This window comes from Flintibacter sp. SJQ-8, from assembly GCF_054108085.1.
The window spans coordinates 23,129-45,733 of sequence record NZ_JBPJWR010000016.1 but is presented as its reverse complement, the minus strand read 5'-3'; the positions used below and the strand labels follow the sequence as shown (position 1 = coordinate 45,733).

Sequence of the window (22,605 nt, the reverse complement as noted above, 5' to 3'; positions counted from 1 at the left end):
AATTTCCGAAAAACGACCCGTTTCCCTTGACGGGGCGGGCGAGACATGGTACAAATGAGGTGAGACACGGCGAAACCGGACAACGGGGGAGGGGAGAAGCACATGGAGCCTGTGGAACTTGCACAAGAGCCGAAGACAAAACTGCGCCATGGCCGGACCGCCCTCCGCCTGCTGAGCTTCCCGGTCCTGCTGGTTTATTTGGAGCTGGTCCTGCGGCTGTACATGGGCCTGCGCCCGGATTATCTGCCGGTGGTCCTGCCCTTTGCCCTGTCCGGCGGGTCCCTGCTGGCCGGACTGACGGCGGTGTTCCCCCGGCGGGGGAACGGGATCTTATTCCGCCTGCTGGCGCTGCTGCTGTGCCTGGTTTACGCCGGGGAGCTGCTGGCCAAGCAGATCTTGCAGACCTATTACCCACTGACGACTTTAGCCACTGCGGCGGACAACCGCCTGGGGGACTACAGCGGGGTCATCCTCACCGCCATGGGGGAGAACTGGGCTGTTCTGGCGGCGCTGATTTTACCCGGACTGCTGCTGAGTTTGTTCGCCGGGCGGCTCATAGACTTCGCGCCCCGCCGGGGCCGGTATCTGGCGGCGGTGCTGCTGACGGCGGCGGCCCTCCACCTGCTGGGCCTGGGGGCGCTGGCCCTGCCCTGGCAGGGGGATATGACCCCGGGGCGGCTATACCAGATGGACACAGAGACGGATGACCAGGTGGAGCAGCTGGGGCTGTTCACCACCCTGCGGCTGGACATCAAGCACCTGTTTCTCCCGCCCAAGATCACCCCAGACCGGGATTTTGAAGTGATGGCCCCCATAGAGCCGGAGCCGGACGGCTCCTCCTCCCAGCCCCAAGGCGGGGGAGAGGAGGGCCCGGGGGAGCCGCAGATCGACACCTCTCCCAACGTCCTGGACGTGGACCTGGCCGCCCTGGGAGAGGAGAGCGGGGACGAGGAGATCAAGTGGCTGGCGGACTACTTTGCCAGCGCCGCCCCCACGAAAAAGAACGAGTACACCGGCATGTTCGCCGGGTACAACGTCATTCAGATCGTGCTGGAGGGCTTCTCCGGCTATGCCATCGACCCGGAGCTGACCCCTACCTTATATAAACTGTCTACCCAGGGCTTTGTGTTTTCCAATTATTACACCACCCTGCACTATACCAGCACCTCCAACGGGGAGTGCCAGACCCTGCTGGGGCTCTACCCCAAAAGCGGCAACCCCATCACCATGAAACGCACCGGCCAGCTGGGGACCAGCCTGCCCTTCACCCTGGCCCAGCAGCTGGGGCGGGTGGGCTATCTCACCCTGGGCTACCACGGCAACTATGATATGTATGGCCGCCTGACCTCCCACACCAACCTGGGCTATGACTGGCGGCAGTATCAGTCCGGTCTGGAACTGGAGATGCAGGGGGATCAGCCCGCCTGGCCCCAGCGGGACAGCTATGTGGTGGAGGCCAGCACCGACGATTTCGTCAACAGCCACCGGCCTTTCCACGTCTACTATCTCACCATCAGCGGCCACATGCCCTATTCCGACAACCGGGTGGTGGCCCCCTATCGGGATATCGTCCGCGCCCTGCCCTACAGCGCCGTCACCCAGAACTATGTGGCCACGGTGATGGAGGCGGACCGGGCTTTAAAATGCCTGCTGGACAAGCTGGAGGCGGCGGGCAAGCTGGACCGGACGCTGATCGCAGTCACCGGGGACCACATCCCCTATTTCAACATCGACGTGCTGGAGGAACTGGCCGGGAAGAAGTTCGGCAGCTCCGACGCCATCCAGGCCCTGAACGAGTCGGCCATCGACTTTGACGTATATAAAAACACCCTGATCCTGTGGTCGGCCAGCATGACCCAGCCGGTCCCGGTGGACAAGGTGTGCTGCCAGGTGGACATTCTGCCCACCCTGTCCAATCTGCTGGGGCTGCCATACGACTCCCGGATGCTGGCCGGGCGGGACGTTCTGTCTGACAGCGAGGGGCTGGTGGTGTTCTCCTCCCGCAGCTGGAGGTCGGACCGGGGGTTCTATGACCGTTATGCCCGGTCCTTCACCCCCGCCCCCGGGGTGGAGATGACGGCGGAGGAGCAGGCGGCCTATGTGGCGGCCACGAAAAAGCGGGTGGGCTATCTGCTGGACAGCACGCCCCTGATCGTGGAGCACGATTTTTACAGTCTGCTGCCCCGGTACATTACCTCCAACCAGGGAGAAAACCGGGAAGATTGATTTTTTCCCCGCTGCGTGGTATCATAACCGTGATCCGGTGGAACGCGCCGGATCGGGAAAGGATGTGTTTTTTCATGCGAACACCTTATGAAGAGGAGCGCAGCTACTACGCCCAGGGCCAGGTGGAGTCCCTGAACGAGTATATGACCCGGACCTTCCTGTGGATGGTGCTGGGCCTGATGATCACCTTCGGCCTGGCGGTGCTGGGCTGGATGACCAACGCCACCTTGTGGCTTCTGTATCACGTACCCGGCTTCCACCTGATCGTGCTGGTGGTCACCCTGATCATGGCTTTTACTATGGTCAGCCGCATCGAGCGCATGTCGGTGGGCGCGGCACGGGGCGTGTTCCTGGCCTATTCCGTGCTGTTTGGCTTTACCATGTCCTGCTATCTGTATCTCTATGAGCTGCCCAGCCTGATCTTCGTCTTCCTGGCCACGGCGGTCTACTTCGCCGCCCTGTCCGCCTATGGCTGGCTGACCCACCGGGACCTGTCCAGCATCGGCAGCATCCTGACGGTGGGGCTGATCTTCCTCATCATCTGCGGCGTCATTCTGCTGTTTGCCCCCGGCCTGGTCATGCTGGACCGGCTGGTGTGCATCGCGGGCATCGCCATCTTCCTGGCATTCACCGCCTATGACACCCAGAAGATCCGCGCCATGTACAGCTACTACGCCGGATACCCCGACATGCTGGAGAAAGCCTCCGTCTTCTCCGCCCTTCAGTTGTATCTGGACTTTTTGAATCTGTTCCTGTATCTGCTGCGGTATGTGGGGAAGAGGAGAAATTAAATCAATTAAAGAGCATAAAATACCGTGTGGGTCGATCAAGGCTCACACGGTATTTTTAGTTTTATTTTTGGGGACGGGGGGTTGTTTCGCCCTCGGGCACCCCGTTACAGGCAGGCCGGGCTTCCCGGGAGCAGAGGCGCGTCGCTTTTGCCACCAAAGCAGGGGCTGATTTTTCTGAGCGGAGCGGCAGCGGGCGGGGGTAGGACCGGACATCTAAGTCTTTTCCCGCGCCGAACAGGTCTGGGAAAGGTCTCCGGAATGCGTCCCAATGGGGACCGGGGCCGCAGCCCCGGCGAACTTTGGGTACTTTCCTTCGCTGGAAAGTACCTCGCCCGGGGGCGAAACATCCCCTCGTCCTAATCCCGACCAGCTTGCATATATATCTAGGGAAGGAGAGGAGGGAGGACCATGACACTGGACATGTCAGGCGGCGGGACGCTCTCTGTTCGGGAGGACGGCCTGCGGGTGTATCTGGAGGCCCGGCGGGAGCCGGACGGGCTGGGATTATATAAGGTGTGGCTCACCGGCCAGGGGGGCGGGCGCTTTCTGCTGGGCACCCTGGCCCCGGAGGGGGAGGGGCTGCGGCTGCGGCGGAACCTGTCCCGGACCCAGCTGGAGATGGCGGGCTGCTGGCCCGTGACCGGGGCGGAGAGCAAGCTGGCCTTCTCCTTTGGCCAGACGGGCGGCTGGTACTGCCAGAGTTGCCCGGGGCAGATGCTGCGCGACCCGGTTTTGAAGGAGCAGGCCCCGGGGTCCATGTTGTGCCGCCGGGGGAGAGAGGGCTTTCAGCTGGCTGCCCCGGTGCGCCCGGACTGCCCCATGCCCCTAGCGGGGGCGGCCTGCCTGGCCCGGGTGGAGCGGGTGGAGGGGCGACCCCACTTTGTGTGGGATTTTGCATGTGATGGCACCCTGAAGATTCCTGACGAACAGGGGCGTCCAGAGCGGAAACAAGACGGACAGGGAAGTGCAAGTGAATCAACGCTCTGAACAAAATTCATTTTTCAAAAAAGAAACTTGACAAATGAAAGTGACAGCGCTATAATAGCTTAAAACTTACAGAAGGAGCGTGTTCTGTATGGCACAAAGTGCAGCGAGGGAATGCAAAGCCTAGTCACCGCCAGCGCGACAAGACAAAACCGTTTCCTCCACTGTTTGCAAGTGAAAAAGCAGACGGTGGCATTTTTATTTTTAAACGCTAGAAATGCCAGAAAGGATGTATTGATTTATGACCATGACCAAGCGCGAGAAGAACAATATCTGGGTCCAGGCGGACGCCGATATCGACGATATGATCTTTGGGGCCAAGAGCGGCAGCGAGGAATCCACGTGCAGCGAGCGATGAAACGCGCCCGGCCCGGCGCCGAAGAGGACAAGTCGCCTAAGTAAAACACCGCAGCCTTCCCGTGGGGGAGCCGCTGCGGTGTTTTTCTATGTTCTGGACCCGGCGAGACCCCGGCGAAAAGGGGACGGGGGAGGGGAACAGGTCAAGATAGTGCAGAAAAAAGCATCAATTCTTCCGCTGGAGGACTTGCGTTATGGAGCAAATTATACTAGAATAACAACAAGCGACTATGCGGCAGTGTGCCTGGCTGCCGCCGACGGATCATCATGAGAAATGCTCCATTCGAGTAATACGGAGGTAGATCAATAATGAGAAAAATCAACTTTACGGAGACCGTGCTGCGTGACGCGAACCAGTCGCTGATCGCCACCCGTCTGCCGTACAGCAAGTTTGAGCCCATTCTGGAGACCATCGACAAGGCCGGTTATTATTCCGCCGAGGTCTGGGGCGGCGCTACCTTTGATGTGTGCCTGCGCTATTTGCAGGAGGACCCCTGGGAGAGACTGCGCAAGATCCGCGCCAAGATGCCCAACACCAAGCTGCAGATGCTGCTGCGGGGCCAGAACATCCTGGGCTATAAGCACTATCCCGACGACGTGGTGCGCAAGTTCGTGGAGTATTCCGTGAAGAACGGCATCGACATCATCCGCATTTTCGACGCGCTGAACGACGTGCGCAACCTTCAGGTCGCCATTGAGGAGACCGTGAAGCAAGGCGCTCACGCCTCCGGCACCATCTGCTTCACCACCAGCCCTGTCCACACCCTGGAGAAGAACGTGAAGATGGTCAAGGAGCTCAAGGAGATGGGCGTGAAGTCCATCTGCATCAAGGACATGGCCGGTATCATGGGCCCCAAGGAGGCCTATGACCTGGTGTCCGCCATCAAGGACGCCGTGCCCGAGCTGCCCCTGGTGGTCCACACCCACTGCACCACCGGTCTGGCCTTTATGACCGACCTGAAGGCCGTGGAGGCCGGCGCCGACGTGATCGATACCGCCATCTCCCCCATGTCCGGCGGCACCTCTCAGCCAGCCACCGAGACCCTGGCCTATGCCCTGCGCAGCCTGGGCTATCAGGTGGACCTGGACGACAAGGCCCTGATCAAGATGGCCGACTTCTTCAAGGGCGTCCGGGCCGACTTCCTGAAGGACGGCACCCTGGACCCCATCTCCATGGCCACCGACACCCAGTGCCTGAACTATCAGATCCCCGGCGGTATGCTGTCTAACCTGATCTCTCAGCTGAAGAGCATGAACGCCATCGACAAGCTGGACGAGGCCCTGGCCGAGACCCCCAAGGTCCGCGCCGACCTGGGCTATCCTCCTCTGGTCACCCCCACCAGCCAGATGGTGGGCTCTCAGGCCGTGCAGAACGTGCTGGCCGGCGAGCGCTATAAGGTCGTGGGCAAGGAGATCAAGGCCTATTGCCGCGGTGAGTATGGCCGCACCCCCGCCCCCATCGACCCCGCCATCCGCAAGAAGATCCTGGGCGACACCCCCGTGGTGGAGGGCCGCTTTGCCGACACCCTGGAGCCCGAGTTTGAGAAGACCAAGAAGGAGCTGACCGGCGTGGCCAAGAGCGACGAGGACGTGCTGTCCTACATCGCCTTCCCCCAGGTGGCCACCGCCTTCTTCAAGGACCGCGCCGCCGGCTTCCCCAAGAAGGAGGCTCCCAAGGCCGCTCCTGCCGCCAAGAAGGAGTCCGACCTGGCTCCTCTGCCCGCCTGGCAGGGCCACGTGTACTACTCCCACGTGCAGGCTCCCGCTGCCCCCGGCTACACCAGCCGCGTGATCGAGCCCTTCGCCGCCTCTTACCGGCCCGCCTATCTGAAGATGGACACCGGCATTGACTGCACCGGCACCTTCACCATCACCATCGACGGTAAGCCCTATCAGGTCTGTGTGGAGAAGGCCCCCGAGACCCCCGTGGCCGCCGCCCCTGTGGCTGCTGCCCCCGTGGCCGCTCCTGCTCCCGCTGCGGCTCCCGCGCCCGCCGCTGCCCCTGCCCCCGCTGCCGCCCCTGCGGCTCCCGCTCCTGCCGCCGCCCCCGCCGCTGCTGTGGCCGCCGGTGAGACCTCTGTGAACAGCCCCATGCCCGGCAACGTGTTCAAGGTCGAGTGCAAGGTGGGCGACACCGTGAAGGCCGGCGACACCCTGGTGGTGCTGGAGGCCATGAAGATGGAGATCGAGGTCTCCGCCCCCGTGGACGGCACCGTGAAGGCCGTGCCCGCCGTTGTGGGCACCACCGTGAACACCGACGATCAGCTGGTGGTCCTGGGCTAAGGCCTGACGACCCCATATAAGTCCCATTTTAGCCGGACAGAGCACCCGCTCTGTCCGGCTTTTCGCATAATAGACAGAAGCCGCACCGAAAAATTGTGGAAGCCGACTAAAGGACCCTTGTAAAGCGGCGCCATTCATGTTACAATGGTCCCGTTCAAAACAGTACAGCGCTGGACAAAAGCGCGGAAGGAGCGACCAATGAAAGGAATCATTCTGGCGGCCGGAAAGGGAACGCGCCTGTATCCCATGACCAAGCCGGTGTGCAAGCCGCTGCTGCCCGTTTACGACAAGCCTTTGATCTATTATCCCATCGCCATTCTGATGCAGGCGGGGATCTCTGATATCCTTATCATCGTGCCCCCGGACGAGACGGACACCTTTGCCGCTCTGCTGGGGGACGGCAGCCAGTTCGGGCTGCACATCTCCTATGCCGAGCAGCCGGTGGCCCGGGGCATCGCCGACGCCCTGCTCATCGGCAGCGACTTTGTGGGGGACGACCAGGTGTGCCTGGTGCTGGGGGACAACATCTTCTACGCCCCCACCCTGGGCGCCACCCTGAAGCGGGCCGTGAGAAGAGCGGAGGGGGCCACCGTGTTCGGCTATTGGGTGGAGGACCCCAGGCCCTTCGGCGTGGTGGAGTTCGACGAAAAGGGCAAGGCCATCTCCATCGAGGAGAAGCCCCGCTACCCCAAATCCAACTACATCGTCCCCGGCCTCTATTTCTATGACCACCAGGTCATGGACATCGCCCGGAATCTAAAGCCCTCCGCCCGGGGAGAGCTGGAGATCACCGACGTAAATCTGGAGTATCTCCGCCGGGGCCAGCTTCAGGTGGTGCCCCTGGAGCGGAATTTCGTCTGGCTGGACGCCGGGACCGCGGACAGCCTGCTGGAGGCGGGGACCACCGTCAAGCACATCCAGGACACCAGCGGCCACTATGTGGGCTGCCTGGAGGAGCTGGGTCTGTATGAGGGCTGGATCACCGAGGACCAGGTGCGGACCATGGGCAAGGAGCTGAGCATGACCCGGTACGGGAAATATCTGCTCTCGCTCATCGGCTGAGGGCCGCGTAACATCAGGAAGAGCCGGGGAGCGCTTCGCTCCACGGTTTGCACCGCCCGGTTTTGGAAGGGCCGGGCGGGAAAAAGGGATACCGGTGGGACCGGAAATGATCGACGAGGAGGAACAGCAGTGAACAAGTATCAGATCGCGCAGAAAAAGCCGCTGACGCCGGAGATCACCCAGATCTCGGTGTACGCGCCGCTGGTGGCCGCCAAGGCCAAGGCGGGCCAGTTCATCATCCTGCGGGTGAGCGAGGAGGGGGAGCGCATCCCCCTGACCATCTCCAACGCGGAGAACGACCTGGTGACGGTGATCTATCAGAAGATCGGCGGCACCACCCTGGCCCTGGATGAGCTGAACGAGGGGGACTGTCTCCACGATTTCGTGGGCCCCCTGGGCGTCCCCACCGAGGTGGAGGACCTGGGCCGGGTGGCCGTGCTGGGCGGCGGCCTGGGCTGCGCCATCGCTCTGCCCGTGGCCCGCGCTCTGCATCAGGCGGGCAACCAGGTGGACCTGATCGGCGGCTTTAAGACCAAGGACATCGTCATCCTGGAGGAAGAAATGGGCAAGGCCTGCACCGACCTGCACATCTGCACCGATGACGGCACCTATGGCTACCACGGCTTTGTCACCGGCAAGCTGGAGGAGCTGATCGCCAGCGGCGTGAAGTTTGACCACGTGTTCGCCATCGGCCCCCTGATGATGATGAAGTTTGCCTGCAAGCTCACCGAGAAGTATAATATTCCCACCACCGTGAGCATGAACCCCATCATGATCGACGGCACCGGCATGTGCGGCTGCTGCCGCCTGACCGTGGGCGGCGAGGTGAAGTTCGCCTGTGTGGACGGCCCCGATTTCGACGGTCACAAGGTGGACTTCGACGAGGTCATCGCCCGCAACGCCACCTATAAAGAGTTCGAGGCCAAGGCCAAGGAGCGGCATCTCTGCCGCCTGGGAGGAGGTTCCATGAATGGCTAATATGCAGATGAACAAGACTCCCATGAAGGAGCAGGACCCCAATGTGCGCAACGCCAACTTCCTGGAGGTGGCCCTGGGCTATACCCTGGACGAGGCCGTGAACGAGGCCAAGCGCTGCATCCACTGCAAGAACCCCGCCTGCGTCACCGGCTGCCCCGTGGGCATCCCCATCCCCGACTTCCTGGCCAAGGTGGCCGAGGGGGACATCGCCGCCGCCTATGAGATCCTGTCCAACGCCAACGCCCTGCCCGCCATCTCTGGCCGCGTCTGCCCCCAGGAGAACCAGTGCGAGGGCAAGTGCGTCCGGGGCATCAAGGGCGAGCCCGTGGCCATTGGCCGGGTGGAGCGCTTTGTGGCCGACTGGGCCGCCGAGCACGGGGTGTCCAACCTGGCCACCGCCCCCGCCAACGGGCACAAGGTGGCCGTCATCGGCTCCGGCCCCGCCGGTCTGACCTGCGCCGGGGAGCTGGCCCGCATGGGCTACTCCGTCTCGGTGTTCGAGGCCTTCCACACCCCCGGCGGCGTGCTCAGCTATGGCATCCCCGAGTTCCGTCTGCCCAAGGCCATCGTCCAGCGTGAGGTAGAAAACCTGAAGAAGATGGGCGTGGACATCGAGCTGAACATGGTCATCGGCAAGGTGCTGACCATCACGGAGCTGTTTGAGCGGGGCTATGAGTCCGTGTTCATCGCCTCCGGCGCCGGTCTGCCCATGTTCATGAAGATCCCCGGCGAGTCCCTGGTGGGCGTGTATTCCGCCAACGAGTATCTCACCCGCATCAACCTGATGAAGGCCTATAAGCCCGATGCCGAGACCCCCATCCTCCACAACAAGAAGGTGGCCGTGGTGGGCGGCGGCAACGTGGCCATGGACGCCGCCCGGTGTGCCAAGCGCCTGGGGGCCGAGGTCCACATCATCTACCGCCGGTCTGAGGCCGAGCTGCCCGCCCGTGCCGAGGAGGTCCACCACGCCAAGGAGGAGGGCATCATTTTTGACCTGCTGACCAACCCCATCGCCATCGAGGGGGACGAGCAGAACCACGTGAAGGCCATCACCTGCATCCGCATGGAGCTGGGTGAGCCTGACGAGTCCGGCCGCCGCCGCCCCGTCCCCGTGAAGGGCAGCGAGTTTGAGACCGAAGTGGACGCGGTCATTATGGCCCTGGGCACCCAGGCCAACCAGATGAGTTACGACGGCACCCCCGGCCTGGAGAAGACCCGGAAGGGCTGTGTGGCCGCTGACGAGAAGGGCTGCACCTCCTGCCCCGGCATCTTTGCCGGCGGCGACGCGGCCACCGGCGCGGCCACCGTTATCCTGGCCATGGGCGCGGGCAAGCACGCCGCCAAGTCCATTGACGAGTACATCAAGCAGAAGGGCTGATCTTCCGCTTAAGCCACAGAAAAACAGCGCCGCCGCATGGAACAGACCATGCGGCGGCGCTTTCTCAAAAATAATTCCCAATTCTTTTTTGTGTTTCCCGCCCCCGCAGGGGGCGGGAAACACAAAAACGCAAATGGTTGGTTAAAGGCTGAAGTCCTCGTCGTCCAGATTCAGCCCGGCCATCTTCGCCGGGCGGGGCGGGGTACGCAGCAGGGGGTCATAGCGGAAGGAGCGGCAATGGGACCCGGCGGACATTACGCCCTTTTTGGGGCAGACGATCTGGTCCTCGCCCAGGGGCTTTCCGTGGGCGCAGTAGGCGCAGCGTGGTTCGATCTTTCGTTGAAACAGGTTCATTGCGATACTCCCATCCGATGGCGGTATGTGGTGACATGCCTTCTCTTTTTATTTCGTGCTATCTATTATAGCGCAATCTTTTTGGCTTTTCCACTGCTTTTTCCCGGGAAATACCGCCAGAGCCAAAAAGCACAGCCACAGCCCCCAGGCCGCGGCGGCGGACAGGGCCAGAGCGCGGAGGGCGTCCTGCCCGGCGATGGCCTCGGTCTGCTGGGCCAGACAGGCGGAGACGGACAGGGTGGGGGCCAGCCGGGGGGCCAGCGCCCCCATGAGCAGGGCGGACAGCCCGCCGTGGAGCAGCTTGCCCGTGAGATAGGTCCGCATAGACAGGCCGCTGTCCCCCAGAAAGGCCAGCACCTGGAGATGGACGGATACCCCCGCCCAGCCCAGCATAAAGGCGGCCATGGACAGCCGCCCGGTGAGACTGCCGTCGGTGAGGGAGTACACCCCGGAGGACAGCTCCAGCGCCCCCACCAACAGCCGCCGGGACCACGCCGGGGGCAGCGCTAGGGGAGGGGGGAGGCTGGACAGCAGCTGAGCCGCCGCACCCAGCAGGCCGGACAGGGTGAGCAGCCGCACCACTACCGAAAAGCACAGGATGAAGGCGCAGATGTTCAGGCTGGACGTCATGGCCCCCGTGACCGATCGGGGGAAGGCGGCGGAAAAAGAGACCGCCTGAAACCGCTCCCCCATCCGGCGGGGGGAGGAGGGCCCCTCCCCGGGGCGATAGAACCGGAAGAGCAGCCCCACCATCAGAGAGGCGGCCATGTGGCACAGATAGAGGGCCAGCCCCGCTCTGCCGCTGCCGAACACCCCGGCCCCCACCGCCCCCAGAATAAAGGCGGGGCCGCTGTTGTTGCAGAAGGCCAGCAGCCGCTCGGCCTCGGTCTTGGAGCACTGCCCCTGCTGATAGAGTTGAATGGCGGTGCGGGCCCCCACGGGATAGCCCCCCACAAAGCCCAGGGCCAGGGCGGCGGCACAGGCGCCGTTCACCCGGAACAGGGGTGCCATGATGGGATGGAGCAGCCGCCCCAGGCACCGGGACAGACCCAGTTCCACCACCAGAGAGGCCAGCACGAAGAAGGGGAACAGGGAGGGGACCACCACGTTGGCGCACAGGGCCATACCCTCCCGCACCGCGGCGGCGGACTGGGCGGGCCAGGCGATGAGCGCCAGAGCGGCGCACAGCAGCCCCAGCCCCACCAGCGCCGTGCGCAGCCGGGGCTTTGCCAGCAGACGGCCCATAGACCCACCTCCCAAGAAAAAACTGTGACTGAAGCATATGTGCCGCGAAAGAAAAACTTGCCTGTCCCTCGGGACGGAGGACGAGAAAAGGAGCGTTTTTATGGAACAGCTGCGCCAGGTGGAGGGGCCTGATGGGACCATCCGCTATTGGCTGACCCGAAAGCGGGTGCGAAATCTGAATCTGCGCCTGGACAGCGGGGGAGAGATCCACGTGTCCATCCCCTGGAACTGCCCCCCGGAGCAGGCCGACCGGCTGGTGCGGGACAAGTGGCCCTGGCTGCGGCGAGGGTTGGAGCGGCGGCAGGCCCCGCCGCCGGAGCTGCTGCCTGAGCTGTCCCGGCCCGACTGCCTGGCCCAGCTGCGCCAGTCCCTGGACCGGGTCTATCCCCTGACGGAGCCCCTGGGGGTGGCCTATCCACAGCTGAAGATCCGGGCCATGCGCAGCCAGTGGGGCAACTGCCACTGGATGCAGGGCTATATCACCCTGAACACCGCCCTGGTCCGCTGCCCGCCCCTGCTGCGGGACTATGTGGCCCTCCACGAGCTGGTCCACTTTCTCCACCACGACCACGGCCCGGGCTTTTACGCCGTGATGGACGCCCTGATGCCCCAGTGGCGGCAGCTGCGCCAGGAGCTGAAGCGCTACGCCGTCGTGCTGCGCTGAACATACATCACCTCCCCCCGTCATAGACATGGGGGGAGGTGAATTGCGTTATGGGGGAAAAACGGCGGCCCGGGCTGCTGGAGCGGACGGCCCAGCTGCTGGACCTGCCCGCCGACGCCCTGGCCGGGGTGCCCCGGCTGGAGCTGGTGGGGGACGGGGAGCTGCGGGTGGAGAACCACAAGGGCATCCTGGCCTATGGAGATGAGGAGATCCAGGTCAGCGGCGGGGTGTTCCTCATCCAGATCAGGGGCAGCGGCTTAGAACTGCGGGCCATGACCGGGCTGGAGCTGCTCATCACCGGGCGGATCGACAGCATCCAGCTGCACTGAAAGGGGAGAGGCGGCGTGAAACGGCTGATGAATCTGCTGCGGGGCACGGTAGCCCTGTGCGTCACGGGGCCGTTCCCGGAGCGGCTGCTGAACCTGTGCGCCCAGCACCGGCTGGACTTTTGGCGCTTGGAGTGGCTGGACGACCACACCGTCCGCTTCACCGCCCGCCGCAGTCAATTCAGGCGGCTGGAGGCGCTGGCGGAGCGGGTGGACTGCCGGGTGGAAGTGGAGCAGCGCCGGGGATTGCCCGACTTTCTGCTGCGCTTTCGGGCCCGGTACGCCTTTCTGGCGGGGCTGGCCCTGGCTCTGGGGGCGGTGGCATTTTTGTCCCGCTTTGTGCTGACCATCCAGGTCAGCGGGAATGAGCGCCTGCCCACGGCGGTGATTTTAAGCCAGCTGCGGCAGCTGGGGGTGTATCCCGGGGTATACGGCCCGGGGATCGACCGGCAGCAGGTGGCCCAGGAGGCCCAGCTGGCCCTGGACGACCTGGCCTGGATGGGGATCAACCTCCACGGTACCCGGTTAGAGGTGAGCGTGCGGGAGACCATCCCCCCGGCGGAGGGGGTGGACGAGTCGGGCTGCTGGGATGTGGTAGCCAAGACGGCGGGGCTGATCACCCATGTGGAGGCGGAGCGGGGCCAGGCCAAGGTGATCGAGGGGGACACGGTGGCAGCGGGGGAGGTGCTCATTGCCGGAAACGTGGCCATGGAGCCGCCGGAGTACAGCGACCTGCCCACCCGCTATTACCCCACCCACGCCCGGGGCCGGGTGTGGGCCAGGACCTGGCGGACCATGACGGCGGTCATCCCCCTGACGGCCCAGGGGAAGGACTACACCGGAAAGGAGAAGACGGGGTGGAGCCTGACGGCGGCGGGGCGGCGGCTGCGCCTGTGGGGCCGTGAGCCAGAGGGCCGGTGGGAGAAAAGCTCCAGCGCCCACCAGGCGGCCCTGCCCGGAGTGGGCAGACTGCCCATCACCCTCCGCCGGGAGGTGTGGCGGGAGTATGACCTGACCTCCGTCCCCCTGAACCGGGAGGCCGCCCAGAACCTGCTTCAAGATCGGCTGCGCATTTATCTGGAACAGGCCATCGGCCCCGAGGGGGAGGTGGTGACCACGGACTACTCTGCCCAGATCCAGGGGGACAGTCTGGAGGTGACCCTGGTGGCCGAGTGCCGGGAGGAGATCGGAAAGGAACGGGAGACCCGGGCCATCTCTAACGGGCCGGAGCCGGATGAGGGGACCAAAACGGGATGACCCGGGCAAAAGCACTTGAAAACAGAAGAAAAAGAGCATATACTTAACTTGTATACCGTCTGCGGACGGAAAAAGCACCATGGAAGCGAGGACAAACAAGTTGGCTTCAGAAAAGATCGAATTAGACGTGCTGACCATGCAGGACCTGTTCGGGGTGGCGGACGCCAACCTGAAGCTGCTGGAGCGGGAGCTGGGCGTGTCCCTCATCACCCGGGACGGCCAGGCCGTGGCGGTGAGCGAGTCGGCGGACGCGCTGGCCTTGGCGGTGCAGACCCTGCAGATGCTGGATCGGATGCGCTCCTTGGGGGAGCAGATCGACGAGTTCGCCGTCAGCCGCGCCTTGGCCTCGGTCCGGGAGGGCCGGGTGGAGGAGACCGTCACCGCCATGAAGGGCGTGGTGGCCTACACCTATAACGGGGCCCCGGTGAAGTCGCCGCACCCTGGGTCAGCGGAAGTATATCAAGGCCATTGAGGAGAACACCGTGACCATCGCCATCGGTCCCGCCGGAACGGGCAAGACCTATCTGGCCGTGGCCGAGGCGGTGCGGGCTTTAAAAGACAAGAAGGTAAACAAGATCGTCATGTGCCGCCCGGCGGTGGAGGCGGGGGAGAAGCTGGGTTTCCTCCCCGGCGACCTGCAAAACAAGGTGGACCCCTATCTCCGCCCCCTGTACGACGCCCTGGACGAGATGCTGGGGCCGGAGACGGTGCAGAGCTATATGGAAAAGCGCATCATCGAGATCGCGCCCCTGGCCTATATGCGCGGCCGGACGCTGAAATCCATGTTCCTGCTGTGTGACGAGTGCCAGAACATGTCCATCGCCCAGCACCTGATGATCCTCACCCGTCTGGGCGAGGGGTCCAAGATGGTGCTCACCGGCGACGTGACCCAGATCGACCTGCCCTCTCCCCAGGACTCTGGCCTGGAGCGGTGCGCCGACATTCTGGAGGGCATCGACGACATCGAAGTGATCCGTCTCACCGGGGCGGACGTGGTGCGGCACAAGCTGGTGGGTAAGATCATCACCGCCTTTGAAAACAACAAGGCCGCCCCCGGCCAGCCCGCCGAGAAGAAGCCGGGCCAGCCCACCCAAAAGCCCGCCTATCGGAACAACAACCGGTTCAGCCGCAAGAAGTAAGACCTGCGTCCCGTCCCCGGAGGGGGCGGGAACTGAAAGAAGAAAAACACAAAGGAGAAGCCCATGCAACAGGATACCAAGCGCTATCTTTCCTATATCTGCCCCCGGTGCCGCCAGTCGGTGATCGTGGAGCGGGACCTGTTCTCTCTGGCCGCCTCCACCGCCCACATCAAGTGCCCCTGCGGCAAGTCGGAGCTGACGGTGGACTTTCAGCCCAATCGGGTCCATCTCACCGTGCCCTGCCTGTTCTGCGGGCGGGAGCACCAGGTGTCCTGCTCCACCCACGCCTTTGTGCGGGAGCGGGCCCTGGCTTTCTCCTGCGCCGCCTCCGGCCTGGACTGCTGCTATGTGGGGGAGGAGGGGCCGGTGTACGCCGCCACCGCCCGGTTAGAGCAGGCCCTGGACAAGCTGGAGTCTGCCAAGGCCGCCGGACAGGAGGGGGAGGACAAGCCCTTTCTGGACGAGATCGTCATGGAGGAGGTCCTGTCTGAGATCCGGGACATCGCCAAGCGGGACGGCATCTCCTGCACCTGCGGCAGCAAGAAGTGGACCTTTCAGGTGAACTACAGCTCGGTGGACCTGATCTGCACCCAGTGCGGGGCCCAGGTGCGCATCCCCGCCGCCACGGCGGACGACATCGACGACATCTGCTGCAAGACCAACATCGTGATACGGGGGAAACAGGACACATGAGCCAATTTTATGAACAGACCATCCGCCTGACCGGCATGGACGCCGACGGGCGGGGCATCTGCAAGCCATCCGCCCTGCTGGACCACCTTCAGATCGCTGCAGGCTTTGCCGCGGAGGAGGGGGGCTTTGGCCGGGAGACCCTGGTGGAGAAATACGGGGCCTTTTGGATGCTGGCCCGGTCCTGGTTCCACCTGGACCGCCCCCTGCGGTGGGAGGACCGGCTGACCATCCGCACCTGGCACCGGGGCGGCAAGGCCGCCATGATGTACCGGGACTATGACATCTATGCCAACGGGGAGTTGGTGGGGGAGTCGGTGTCCGGCTGGGTGCTGGCCAATTTAGAAAGCCGAAAGATCATGCGCCTGGCGGACATTCAGGAGCTGGCGGGCACCGGGGGAGAGGAGCTGTGCAAGACCCGCACCCTGAACAAGCTCCGCGCCCCCAAGGACCTGAAGCTGCTGGAACGGCGGAAGATGCACTACAGCGACACCGACGTGAATGGTCACGTGAACAACACCCGCTACGCCGACTTCGCCTGCGACGCGGTGGAGCTGGACAGGCTGCCGGAAGACCAGTTCTTGACCGAGATGCAGATCGGCTATCTGGCCGAGTGCCGCCCGGGGGAGATCCTGGACCTGGAGGCCGGGAGCCTGGACGGGGGCTGCTATGTCCACGGACTGGACCAGAACGGCAAAGCCCGCTTTGAAACCGCCATGATTTTTAAACAACTTGATTCTTGACATTCTAAACCCGCTGCGTTAGACTTAATCTAATATCGTTTTATCGGCGGTTTATGCCGCCGTGGTACCAAAGAACTGTCCCGGATACGCCGGGAAGGAGAAAAGGAGTTGTAGTATATGGTCAATCAGGACGCCGCCCAGAAGTTTGTGAAACAGGGCCTCACCTTTGACGACGTGCTGCTCATCCCCGCCGCCAGCGATGTGCTGCCTGCGGACATTGATCTGCACACCCGCCTGACCCGGAAGGTGCATCTGAACATCCCCCTCATCAGCGCCGCCATGGACACCGTTACCGAGTATCGCATGGCCATCGCCATCGCCAGAGAGGGCGGCATCGGCATCATCCACAAGAATATGTCCATCAGCCAGCAGGCCGAGCAGGTGGACATGGTCAAGCGCTCTGAAAACGGCGTTATCACCAATCCCTTCTGGCTTGGGCCGGGCCACACCCTGGCCGAGGCCGACGAGCTGATGGCCAAATACCGCATCTCCGGCGTGCCCATCTGCGACAACGGCCGTCTGATCGGCATCATCACCAACCGTGATATGAAGTTCGAGACCGACATGAACCAGCTCATCGACAACGTGATGACCCGGGAGAACCTGGTCACCGCCCCCGAGGGCACCACCCTGGCCGAGGCCCGTGAGATCCTGCGCCAGCACAAGATCGAGAAGCTGCCCATCGTGGACGAGAACTTCCGCCTGAAGGGCCTGATTACCATCAAGGACATCGAGAAGGCCGCCGTGTACCCCAACTCCGCCCGTGACGAGAAGGGCCGCCTGCTGGTGGGTGCCGCCATCGGCGTCACTGCCGACGTGCTGGACCGCGTGGCCGCCCTGGTGGAGGCCGGTGCCGACGTGCTGGCCCTGGATTCTGCCCACGGCCACTCCCAGAACATCCTCAACTGCGTCAAGCGCATCAAGGCCCTGTATCCCGACGTGCAGCTCATCGCCGGCAACGTGGCTACCGCCGAGGGCACCCGCGCCCTCATCGAGGCGGGCGCTGACTGCGTGAAGATCGGCATCGGCCCCGGCTCCATCTGCACCACCCGCGTGGTGGCCGGTATCGGCGTGCCTCAGATCACCGCCGTGTACGACGCGGCCCGTGTGGCGGCGGAGTATGACGTCCCCATCATCGCCGACGGCGGCGTGAAGTATTCCGGCGACATCGCCAAGGCTCTGGCCGCCGGTGCCAGCGTGGTCATGCTGGGCTCCCTGCTGGCCGGGTGCGAGGAGTCCCCCGGGGACACCGAGGTGTTCCAGGGCCGTCAGTTCAAGGTCTACCGTGGCATGGGCTCTCTGGCCGCTATGAACCAGGGCTCCAAGGACCGCTACTTCCAGCAGAACAACAAGAAGCTGGTCCCCGAAGGCGTGGAAGGCCGGGTGCCCTATAAGGGACTGGCTGGCGAGACCATCTATCAGCTGATGGGCGGCCTGCGGGCCGGTATGGGCTACACCGGCTGCCACACTGTGGAGGAGCTGCACGAGAAGGCCCAGTTCATCCAGATCACCGCCGCCGGTCTGCGGGAGTCTCACCCCCACGATATCTATATCACCAAGGAAGCTCCCAACTACACCGTCAACCCCAACTAAAGCCTCTCAGGCCGCCGCCCACCCCGGGCGGCGGCCTTTCCGTGAGAGTTTCTCCCGGTCTTTTCGCCGACCTCTCCCAAAAAGATGCAGAATCTGCGGAGAACGACTTGCCAAGGACGGGGAAAAGTGGTATAATACCACCGATTTTTCATAACACACAGAAGGGAAGAGCACCATGTCTGGACATTCCAAGTGGCATAACATACAAAAGACCAAGGGCGCGGCCGACGCCAAGCGCTCTCAGATTTTCACCAAGATCGCCCGCGAGATGATCGTGGCCGTCAAGACCGGCGGCAGCGGCGACCCCGCCAATAACTCCCGCCTGGCCGCCGTCATCGCCAAGGCCAAGGCCGCCAATATGCCCAACGACAACATCAAGCGTACCATCGACAAGGCTCTGGGCGCCGGGAACACCGACAACTTCGAGAGCGTGGTCTACGAGGGCTATGGCCCCAACGGCGTGGCCGTCATTGTGGAGGCCCTCACCGACAACCGCCAGCGCACCGCCCCCGAGGTCCGGCACCTGCTGGACAAGTTCGGCAAGGGCCTGGGCGCCACCGGTTGCGTGTCCTGGTCCTTCGACAAGAAGGGCGTGCTGGTCCTGGACGCCGAGGACCTGGACGAGGACACCGTGATGATGGACGCCCTGGAGGCCGGCGCCGAGGACATGCAGGCATCTGACGACGTGTTCGAGATCTACACCGACCCCGACGCCTTCAACGACGTGGTGGCCGCCCTGGAGGGCAAGGGCTACACCTTCCTGGAGGCCGACGTGCAGATGGTCCCCCAGAACTACGTCAAGCTCACCGACGAAGAGGACATCAAGAACATGGAGAAGCTCATCGACGCCCTGGAGGACAACGACGATGTGCAGAACGTGTACCACAACTGGGAGCAGGACTAAACCGGAATAAACAGCGGCAGGGGAGACCCTGCCGCTCATGATGCGGGTATGATGGAATTGGTAGACATGCGAGATTTAGGTTCTCGTGCTTTCCGCGTGTGGGTTCGAGTCCCACTACCCGTACCATATCGGAGCAGACAGTATCGTTGTTTGCTCCGACTTTTTTTGCAAGGGCAGATATATTTTTCGCCAAGAGGTGAAGAAAGATGCAAAACCGAAGCAGAGGTTTTACCATGATGGAGCTTTTGACGGTGATCGCCATTCTTGCCGTGCTGATTGCTATTATTATACCGGTTTTTTCGGGCTATCTGGAGAAGAGCCGGGAGGCGGTGGACCTGGCCAACGTGCGCTCGGCCTATTCCGAAGTGGCTGTGGCGGTGAGCGTTGGGGACACGGAGCGCGCGGTGAAGGTGGTCTCCCTGAAGCAGAAGAAGGACGGCTGGCAGAACGCAGACACCGTGACCATCGCCGGGATCACCCACACCAACGGCCAGGGGGACACCGAACACTGGAAGGGTGACCCCGTGGCCGGTGGGGAGTGCGAGGTGTCGTTCAGCCTGAAAGACGGCGCTGTGTTCAACTGGAGGGGCGGAAAAACGGGGCACCGGGTCGACCTGAAGGAGGACATGCACAAGGCCCTGACGGACAGCGGCGTATTGAACGATCTGGCGCCGGGCGTGAATTTTGAGATCGACTCCCGCTGCACCCGGTCCGACATGCTGCCCAAGGTCCAGGCCGGGATCGGAGAGAACAGCCTGATGAAGCAGGGGACCTGGGCCTATCTGGGCAGTTCCACCGATGCGGCTAACCGCTATCTGTTCTGGACATCCGTGAACACCGATGCGGTTGGGGCCGGACAGAATATCCCGGGTGATCATCCAGACCGGGGACGGAAGATACTATGTCTCAGAGACGACCACTGCGGTGCGGACCAACAAGGCGGGAAATTACGTTGCGATCGCAGAACACATGGGCCTCTATGGCTATAAAAAATATTGCTCCTCCGCCAACCAGTACAAGACGCTTCAGGATGCCTATCGCGCATATACAAAGCTGGTGACAGAGGGGGATTATCAGCAGTATAAAGATACCCTGCCGCAATGACATGGCGTTGCAGACCCGGGCCGGCTATGTTATAATGGACCGGCAAGAAGTGACCGGCAGGCGTATTCTGGAAATCGGATCATACTTCGTCGCTGTAAGTAGAAAGGCTGCTTGCAGCGGCGATTTTTTTCAGGATGGATCGGAAAGCAGAGAAAGGAGCGGAATGCTATGGACGAGGAGCGCGTGCCCCGGGACGGGGCGGAGCAGGACGGGATGATGGTGTACATCGACCCCAACGTGATCCACAGCATGGCCGCCGCAGCGGCCAGAAAGCAGGCGGGCCTGCGGGAGCTCCAGAGCGCGGCGGAGAGCGGCGACCTGGAGGCGGAGTACCGCCTGGGCATGAGCTATTACGAGGGCAGCGGCGGGGCGGAGCAGAACGACCAGCAGGCCTTTTACTGGCTGGACCAGGCCGCCGAGGGGGGCCACATCGCCGCCCAGTATGGGGCCGGTCTGTGCTGGGCCGCAGGCGTGGGCACCCGCCAGGACTTTGACAAGGCCGCCGAGCTGTATCTGGCGGCGGCGGAGCAGGAGTATGTCCCCGCCATGTGCGAGCTGGGGCTGTGCTATGAGATGGGCCGGGGCGTGCCCCGGGACAAGGACAAGGCCCTGGAACTCTATCGCACGGCGGCGGAACAGGGGTTTGCCCCCGCCCAGTGCCGGCTGGGCTTTTTCTATTACCACGGCATCGCCGTGGCGGAGAACAATGAGGAGGCCGCCCGCCTGTTTGCTCTGGCGGCGAGAGCAGGGCTATCCCCGGGCCCAGGCCCTGCTGGGGGAGTGCTATGAGAACGGCCACGGGGTGGAGGCCGACCCGGTAAAGGCCTTCAAGCTCTTTGAGGAGGCCCACCGCCAGGGGTATGACGAGGCGACCTGCTCCCTGGGGGAGTGCTATGACCAGGGCATCGGCGTGGAGGCCGATCCTGCCAAGGCCGCTCAGCTCTATCGCCAGGCGGCGGAGCAGAGCAGCGCCCGGGGGCTGTATCTCTATGGCATCTGCTGCGAGATGGGCCGGGGGACGGACCAGGACAGCCAGAAGGCGGCGGAGTGCTATCGCCGGGCCTATGTCCAGGGTTTTGTTCCCGCCTCCTGTGCCTTAGGGCTGTGCTATGAGATGGGCGTGGGCGTGGAGCAGGACAAGGCCCACGCAGTGGAGCTCTATCAGGTGGGGGCGGACGTGGGTTATCCCCCCGCCGCCTGCAACCTGGGTTTTTGCTATTACATGGGCATCGGCGTGGATGAGGACAACAAAAAAGCCGCCCATTGGTTTGCCCAGGCGGCCCAAAAGGGCTATCCCCGGGCGCTGAACCTGCTGGGGGAGTGCTATGACCGGGGCTTTGGCGTGGAGCAGGATCTGGTGCGTGCCGTGGGCCTGTTCCAGGCAGCCAGCCAGCGGGGCGAGGTGGCCGGGACCTGCTCCCTCGGTCTGTGCTACGAGCTGGGCCGGGGGGTAGACCGGGACATGGACAAGGCCCTGGAGCTCTACCGCCAGGCGGCGGAGCAGGGGGACGCTCGGGCCCTGTGCAACCTGGGCTACTGCTATTACCAGGGCATCGGCGTGGAGGAGAGCAACGAGACCGCCGTGGAGTGGTTTCAGAAGGCCGTGGCCGCGGGCAGCCACCGGGCGGAGTTCCTGCTGGGGCAGTGCTATGACCAGGGCTATGGCGTGGAGCCCGACCTGAAGCGGGCGGCGGGGCTGTATGAGGCCGCCCACCGGGGGAACTATCCCCCCGCCACCTGTATGCTGGGCCTGTGCTATGAGCTGGGCCGGGGCGTGGACGAGGACAAGGCCCGGGCCGTGGCGCTCTATCGCCAGGCGGCGGAGCAGGGGGACGCCCGGTCCCAGTGCAACCTGGGCTATTGCTATTACCGGGGCATCGGCGTGGACGAGGACAACGACAAGGCGGCGGAGTGGTTTGCCAAGTCCGCCCACCAGGGCCACCCCAGGGCCATAAGCCTGCTGGGGGAGTGCTATGACCTGGGCTACGGCGTGAAAAAGGACGAGAAAAAGGCGGCGGAGCTCTATCGGTCCGCCCACGAGCTGGGCTATGCCCCCGCCACCTGCTCCCTGGCCCTGTGCTATGAGATGGGCGCCGGGGTGGAGCAGGACAAGGTCCAGGCCGCCAAGCTCTATCGCCAGGCGGCGGAGCAGGGGGACGCCCGGGCCCAGTGCTGCCTGGGGTACTTCTATTACCGCGGCGTGGCCGTGAAGCAGGACCGGGTGCTGGCGGCGGAGTGGTTCGGCAAGTCCGCCCGCCAGGGCTATCCCCGGGGACAGTATTGGCTGGGGGAGTGCCTGGAGCACGGCTATGGCCTGCCCCGGGACCGGAAGGCCGCCATAGAGTGCTATCACCAGGCGGCGGAGGGGGGCAGCCAGGAGGCCGTCCAGGCCCTGGAGCGTCTGGAGAAAAAGCGCAGCCGCAACCCCCTGAAGAACCTGTTCCATCGGGGACAGGATGACTGATCCCGATACATAGAAAAACTCCCTGACGGCCCGTAGAAAGCCTGTCAGGGAGTTTTTTGTGTG

Annotated in this window: 21 protein-coding genes and 1 tRNA gene; 20 read left to right on the top strand and 2 right to left on the bottom strand. The window is 63.6% G+C overall.

Features of this window, described 5'->3' with window-relative positions; translation table 11 throughout:
• The first annotated feature begins 102 nt into the window (after positions 1–102).
• The 7 genes from ACSAMP_RS11670 to gltA all read left to right on the top strand — a co-directional run bounded on the left by ACSAMP_RS11670 (position 103) and on the right by gltA (position 10,059).
• Positions 103–2,226, top strand: a complete 2,124-nt coding sequence (locus tag ACSAMP_RS11670; protein ID WP_457800572.1) for an LTA synthase family protein — start codon at positions 103–105, stop codon at positions 2,224–2,226.
• A 74-nt stretch (positions 2,227–2,300) separates the two neighbouring features.
• Positions 2,301–3,017, top strand: coding sequence for a Bax inhibitor-1/YccA family protein (locus ACSAMP_RS11665; RefSeq protein WP_441795888.1), 717 nt, complete (start codon positions 2,301–2,303; stop codon positions 3,015–3,017).
• A 408-nt stretch (positions 3,018–3,425) separates the two neighbouring features.
• Positions 3,426–4,004, top strand: coding sequence for a hypothetical protein (locus ACSAMP_RS11660; RefSeq protein WP_441795887.1), 579 nt, complete (start codon positions 3,426–3,428; stop codon positions 4,002–4,004).
• A gap of 663 nt (positions 4,005–4,667) precedes the next feature.
• Entirely contained in the window at positions 4,668–6,641 is a 1,974-nt protein-coding gene (locus tag ACSAMP_RS11655; RefSeq protein WP_457800571.1) for a pyruvate carboxylase subunit B, read from the top strand.
• Between the two features lie 198 nt (positions 6,642–6,839).
• Complete coding sequence (gene rfbA, locus ACSAMP_RS11650) at positions 6,840–7,703, top strand: glucose-1-phosphate thymidylyltransferase RfbA (RefSeq protein ID WP_441795885.1); 864 nt, start codon at positions 6,840–6,842, stop codon at positions 7,701–7,703.
• Between the two features lie 129 nt (positions 7,704–7,832).
• Entirely contained in the window at positions 7,833–8,681 is an 849-nt protein-coding gene (locus tag ACSAMP_RS11645; protein WP_457800570.1) for a sulfide/dihydroorotate dehydrogenase-like FAD/NAD-binding protein, read from the top strand.
• A complete protein-coding gene (gene gltA, locus ACSAMP_RS11640) occupies positions 8,674–10,059 on the top strand; it encodes an NADPH-dependent glutamate synthase (protein WP_457800569.1) in 1,386 nt (461 codons plus the stop codon). Before ACSAMP_RS11645 ends, gltA begins: the two co-directional genes overlap by 8 nt.
• A 141-nt stretch (positions 10,060–10,200) precedes the next feature.
• Here the strand turns inward: gltA and ACSAMP_RS11635 are convergent, their stop codons facing one another.
• Entirely contained in the window at positions 10,201–10,413 is a 213-nt protein-coding gene (locus tag ACSAMP_RS11635; RefSeq protein WP_441795882.1) for a hypothetical protein, read from the bottom strand.
• A 48-nt stretch (positions 10,414–10,461) separates the two neighbouring features.
• The gene (locus ACSAMP_RS11630) at positions 10,462–11,658 is read right to left on the bottom strand and encodes a nucleoside recognition domain-containing protein (protein ID WP_457800568.1); all 1,197 of its coding nucleotides are present in this window, start codon (positions 11,656–11,658) and stop codon (positions 10,462–10,464) included.
• A 100-nt stretch (positions 11,659–11,758) separates the two neighbouring features.
• On the opposite strand from ACSAMP_RS11630, the gene ACSAMP_RS11625 reads away from it, so the two are divergent.
• The 13 genes from ACSAMP_RS11625 (at position 11,759) to ACSAMP_RS11565 (ending at position 22,542) form a co-directional block, all read left to right on the top strand.
• Entirely contained in the window at positions 11,759–12,322 is a 564-nt protein-coding gene (locus ACSAMP_RS11625) for a M48 family metallopeptidase (RefSeq protein WP_457800567.1), read from the top strand.
• A 50-nt stretch (positions 12,323–12,372) separates the two neighbouring features.
• Complete coding sequence (locus tag ACSAMP_RS11620; protein ID WP_441795879.1) at positions 12,373–12,651, top strand: YabP/YqfC family sporulation protein; 279 nt, start codon at positions 12,373–12,375, stop codon at positions 12,649–12,651.
• Positions 12,652–12,666: 15 nt separating this feature from the next.
• Positions 12,667–13,905, top strand: coding sequence for a sporulation protein YqfD (locus ACSAMP_RS11615; RefSeq protein WP_457800566.1), 1,239 nt, complete (start codon positions 12,667–12,669; stop codon positions 13,903–13,905).
• A gap of 79 nt (positions 13,906–13,984) precedes the next feature.
• Positions 13,985–14,377: a hypothetical protein gene (locus ACSAMP_RS11610; RefSeq protein WP_457800565.1), complete on the top strand. Its 393-nt coding sequence runs from the start codon at positions 13,985–13,987 to the stop codon at positions 14,375–14,377.
• A gap of 10 nt (positions 14,378–14,387) precedes the next feature.
• Positions 14,388–15,044, top strand: coding sequence for a PhoH family protein (locus ACSAMP_RS11605; RefSeq protein ID WP_457800564.1), 657 nt, complete (start codon positions 14,388–14,390; stop codon positions 15,042–15,044).
• A 63-nt stretch (positions 15,045–15,107) separates the two neighbouring features.
• A complete protein-coding gene (locus ACSAMP_RS11600; RefSeq protein WP_457800563.1) occupies positions 15,108–15,737 on the top strand; it encodes a hypothetical protein in 630 nt (209 codons plus the stop codon).
• Positions 15,734–16,477 carry an acyl-[acyl-carrier-protein] thioesterase gene (locus ACSAMP_RS11595; protein WP_457800562.1) on the top strand — a complete coding sequence of 248 codons (744 nt, stop codon included), beginning with the start codon at positions 15,734–15,736 and terminating at the stop codon, positions 16,475–16,477. Before ACSAMP_RS11600 ends, ACSAMP_RS11595 begins: the two co-directional genes overlap by 4 nt.
• A gap of 117 nt (positions 16,478–16,594) precedes the next feature.
• Complete coding sequence (gene guaB, locus ACSAMP_RS11590) at positions 16,595–18,070, top strand: IMP dehydrogenase (protein ID WP_441795874.1); 1,476 nt, start codon at positions 16,595–16,597, stop codon at positions 18,068–18,070.
• A gap of 175 nt (positions 18,071–18,245) precedes the next feature.
• Positions 18,246–18,974 (top strand): YebC/PmpR family DNA-binding transcriptional regulator, encoded by a 729-nt coding sequence (locus ACSAMP_RS11585; protein WP_147563532.1) that lies wholly within the window; start codon positions 18,246–18,248, stop codon positions 18,972–18,974.
• A 42-nt stretch (positions 18,975–19,016) separates the two neighbouring features.
• A tRNA-Leu gene (locus ACSAMP_RS11580) sits at positions 19,017–19,100 on the top strand.
• 80 nt (positions 19,101–19,180) lie between these two features.
• Complete coding sequence (locus tag ACSAMP_RS11575; RefSeq protein ID WP_457800561.1) at positions 19,181–19,963, top strand: prepilin-type N-terminal cleavage/methylation domain-containing protein; 783 nt, start codon at positions 19,181–19,183, stop codon at positions 19,961–19,963.
• Positions 19,964–20,246: 283 nt separating this feature from the next.
• Positions 20,247–20,867, top strand: coding sequence for a tetratricopeptide repeat protein (locus ACSAMP_RS11570; protein WP_457800560.1), 621 nt, complete (start codon positions 20,247–20,249; stop codon positions 20,865–20,867).
• Positions 20,806–22,542: a tetratricopeptide repeat protein gene (locus ACSAMP_RS11565; RefSeq protein ID WP_457800559.1), complete on the top strand. Its 1,737-nt coding sequence runs from the start codon at positions 20,806–20,808 to the stop codon at positions 22,540–22,542. The genes ACSAMP_RS11570 and ACSAMP_RS11565 overlap by 62 nt, the downstream gene beginning before the upstream one ends.
• Positions 22,543–22,605: the final 63 nt, after the last annotated feature.

Bases quoted from the DNA above. Each gene is read 5' to 3' on its own strand.
- ACSAMP_RS11625 (WP_457800567.1), top strand. From the start codon at position 11,759: ATGGAACAGCTGCGCCAGGTGGAGGGGCCTGATGGGACCATCCGCTAT.
- ACSAMP_RS11630 (WP_457800568.1), bottom strand. From the start codon at position 11,658: ATGGGCCGTCTGCTGGCAAAGCCCCGGCTGCGCACGGCGCTGGTGGGG.
- ACSAMP_RS11635 (WP_441795882.1), bottom strand. From the start codon at position 10,413: ATGAACCTGTTTCAACGAAAGATCGAACCACGCTGCGCCTACTGCGCC.
- ACSAMP_RS11620 (WP_441795879.1), top strand. From the start codon at position 12,373: ATGGGGGAAAAACGGCGGCCCGGGCTGCTGGAGCGGACGGCCCAGCTG.
- ACSAMP_RS11585 (WP_147563532.1), top strand. From the start codon at position 18,246: ATGTCTGGACATTCCAAGTGGCATAACATACAAAAGACCAAGGGCGCG.
- ACSAMP_RS11575 (WP_457800561.1), top strand. From the start codon at position 19,181: ATGCAAAACCGAAGCAGAGGTTTTACCATGATGGAGCTTTTGACGGTG.
- ACSAMP_RS11595 (WP_457800562.1), top strand. From the start codon at position 15,734: ATGAGCCAATTTTATGAACAGACCATCCGCCTGACCGGCATGGACGCC.
- ACSAMP_RS11670 (WP_457800572.1), top strand. From the start codon at position 103: ATGGAGCCTGTGGAACTTGCACAAGAGCCGAAGACAAAACTGCGCCAT.
- ACSAMP_RS11660 (WP_441795887.1), top strand. From the start codon at position 3,426: ATGACACTGGACATGTCAGGCGGCGGGACGCTCTCTGTTCGGGAGGAC.
- guaB (WP_441795874.1), top strand. From the start codon at position 16,595: ATGGTCAATCAGGACGCCGCCCAGAAGTTTGTGAAACAGGGCCTCACC.
- gltA (WP_457800569.1), top strand. From the start codon at position 8,674: ATGGCTAATATGCAGATGAACAAGACTCCCATGAAGGAGCAGGACCCC.
- ACSAMP_RS11600 (WP_457800563.1), top strand. From the start codon at position 15,108: ATGCAACAGGATACCAAGCGCTATCTTTCCTATATCTGCCCCCGGTGC.
- rfbA (WP_441795885.1), top strand. From the start codon at position 6,840: ATGAAAGGAATCATTCTGGCGGCCGGAAAGGGAACGCGCCTGTATCCC.
- ACSAMP_RS11570 (WP_457800560.1), top strand. From the start codon at position 20,247: ATGGACGAGGAGCGCGTGCCCCGGGACGGGGCGGAGCAGGACGGGATG.
- ACSAMP_RS11655 (WP_457800571.1), top strand. From the start codon at position 4,668: ATGAGAAAAATCAACTTTACGGAGACCGTGCTGCGTGACGCGAACCAG.
- ACSAMP_RS11665 (WP_441795888.1), top strand. From the start codon at position 2,301: ATGCGAACACCTTATGAAGAGGAGCGCAGCTACTACGCCCAGGGCCAG.
- ACSAMP_RS11610 (WP_457800565.1), top strand. From the start codon at position 13,985: ATGGAAGCGAGGACAAACAAGTTGGCTTCAGAAAAGATCGAATTAGAC.